We start from the raw sequence: 2,489 nt of genomic DNA, 5'->3' as shown, positions 1-2,489 counted from the left end.
ATGGCGGTATGGCGACGCAGACCCAATGAACCTGTGATCATACACTCAGACCAAGGCTCACAATACAGTAGCGGAGACTGGCAGAAATTCTGTCAAAAGCATAATTTAGTTCCGAGTATGAGTCGTCGTGGAAACTGTTGGGACAATGCTGTTGCTGAATCCTTTTTTAGTAGTTTAAAGAAGGAAAGAATTAAAAAGAGGATCTATAAAACACGAGAAATGGCCCGTGCGGATGTGTTTGATTATATCGAGATGTTTTACAATCGAATCAGGCGTCATTCGCATCTCGATGGGATGAGCCCAGAAGCATTTGAGACAGCTTCAAAATGAGGCGGTCTCATGTCTAGGATACTGGGAGCAGTCCAATTTTTTACCTTTAAAGTTGGCTCACTCATACTAGGTAAAATTGAAGGAATAGTTGTATTTGCATCGATTGTTTTGATCGGAGATGACATTAATACCCAGTGCGCACGATCACTTACGTACATAAATTCATACTGATCCTCTTTTTTCAAAGTTAAGGTAGCTGCAGTATTTACATGAGTATTTGCGATTTTTGCTGACCAAGTCGCTGAGGACTTAATGACTACACGATCTCGATCATTTGCAGTTGATGGTAGCGTGAAGTTTGAAACCCAATTTGCATCACCAAAACTTACTTCAGTTAATGGTGCGGTTACACTACTAAGCGAACTACCAATATTCTTCACATTTAATTTCAATGATTTAATATATTCAGGCACCCACTTTTGTAATGCTGAATTGTACTTAAACCAATATTCAGTGCCTTTATTTAAGTTAAAACTGCTCGGGAAAAGTAAATTATCTTTTGCTAACTGTGATGGATAGCCAGCAGTTGAAGTAATTTGAACCAAAGTGCCATTATTTACGTTCGAAGGTAATGCAACTGTGCCTGCCCACTTACCATCAGCAATAAGCACATGCTGAATTTTTGCTGTTGAGAGTGCAACTTGCTCATATTGTGAACCACTCACTGGGCTAACTGTGTTGAGCTGGACTAACCACTTCTTTAAGTTTGCATCGTATACAAATTGAAAACTATCACCACTTTGGATTTCTAATACTTCAATCGGCAAATTGGTATTCGATGTATCTAAATAACTTTTATAAGCTGCACTTGATTGAATCGTCACTTTATCAAGATGGTTAGCAGTCGTCGGCAAATAAACATTTTTTACCCAATTTCCATTCGACAATACAAAAGTTAAGTCACTGTATCCGCTTGGGATATTACCTGTATTGTTAATCTGATTTGGAGATAAAATTGTTGATGCATACACAGCAGAAGCAGCTATCACCCCAGCAAAACAGATCGCTTTTAATCCAAATTTCATATAATAATCCTTTTTGTGTTTTTTCTGCACGATTAACAATATCAAAAACCAACCACATCAATAAAGTTTATTTTTTCACTATATAAATATATATATCATAAACTTATTTTAAATATATTTTTATATTTTTTGCATATACGTTCAAATTTACTTCAAAACCTACAATTATTGCAAGCTTAACTTGATTAATTAGGACTAAATCTAAAATCATAAAAACAATGTCTAATAGCGCACACGATGCAGTTATTTATTAAGTTTTATTTAACAATTATTAGGGTGTGTTGACACTTTTAGCTTAAAAAAATAGCGAAGTAGTAAAATCAAATCGCCAAACCCAATTTTACTATTCGCTATGCCTCGTACCATGCTGACAGATCAACACTGGCAAAAGTTGAAAACTATTTTGCGTAATTTATCTATTCATCACAACTCAAATTTACGTAATTTTATTGAAGCTATTCTCTATAGAATTAGAACAGGCTGTCCGTGGCGAGATATTCCTTCCTATTTCGGTCAATCAAACTCTATTTTCAAACGTTTTAATCGTTGGTCAAGCAGCGGTAAGTTGCTTAGATTATTCAAATTATTAGCATCATGCCCCGATATGGAGTGGATTTTTATTGATGGCTCTCACGTACGTGCTCATCAACATTCTGCCGGTATAGCGAATCAATCCATTTCTAAAAGTGTAGGAGGAAACTCCTCAAAAATACATTTGATTGTTGATTCACATGGCAATCCTATTGATTTCATGATTACCGATGGCACTACACATGACATCAAAGTTGCACCTGATTTAATAGCAACATTAGATTTAAAAGAGACAGAAGTGGTATGCGCAGATAAAGGCTATGATTCAGAACCACTGCGTGAGCAGATCAGAAAAACAGGAACAAAAGCGAATATACCAAAGAAAATAAATAGCCAATCGAACAATGATCATATGGACTGGTATTTATATAAAATCAGGCATTTAGTTGAAAATATGTTTTGTAGATTAAAACAATTTAGAGGGATAGCTACTCGATATGACAAGCTCAAAAGAAATTATCAAAGTGCTGTTGCCTTAGCCTGTATATTTTTATGGCTACCTTTATAGGTTTAATTATGAACAGTAAATGTCAACAGACCCTA

General features: G+C 35.5%; 2 protein-coding genes and 1 pseudogene. 2 read left to right on the top strand and 1 reads right to left on the bottom strand.

Annotated features, from left to right (window positions below):
* Positions 1-330, top strand: a 330-nt coding sequence (locus MKL32_RS06565) for an IS3 family transposase (protein WP_270900281.1), incomplete at its 5' end; no start/stop codon positions are given.
* A gap of 32 nt (positions 331-362) precedes the next feature.
* On the opposite strand, the pseudogene MKL32_RS06560 reads toward MKL32_RS06565, so the two are convergent.
* Positions 363-1,355: pseudogene (locus MKL32_RS06560) on the bottom strand (metalloendopeptidase CpaA); the annotation flags it as partial.
* 352 nt (positions 1,356-1,707) lie between these two features.
* Here MKL32_RS06560 and MKL32_RS06555 point away from each other — a divergent pair.
* Positions 1,708-2,454, top strand: a complete 747-nt coding sequence (locus tag MKL32_RS06555) for an IS5 family transposase (protein WP_004912080.1) — start codon at positions 1,708-1,710, stop codon at positions 2,452-2,454.
* Positions 2,455-2,489: the final 35 nt, after the last annotated feature.

Origin of the sequence: Acinetobacter sp. AOR34_HL, assembly GCF_027854795.1 — a bacterium.
Lineage (GTDB): Bacteria > Pseudomonadota > Gammaproteobacteria > Pseudomonadales > Moraxellaceae > Acinetobacter > Acinetobacter junii.
This window is presented reverse-complemented; position numbering and strand designations above follow the sequence as displayed.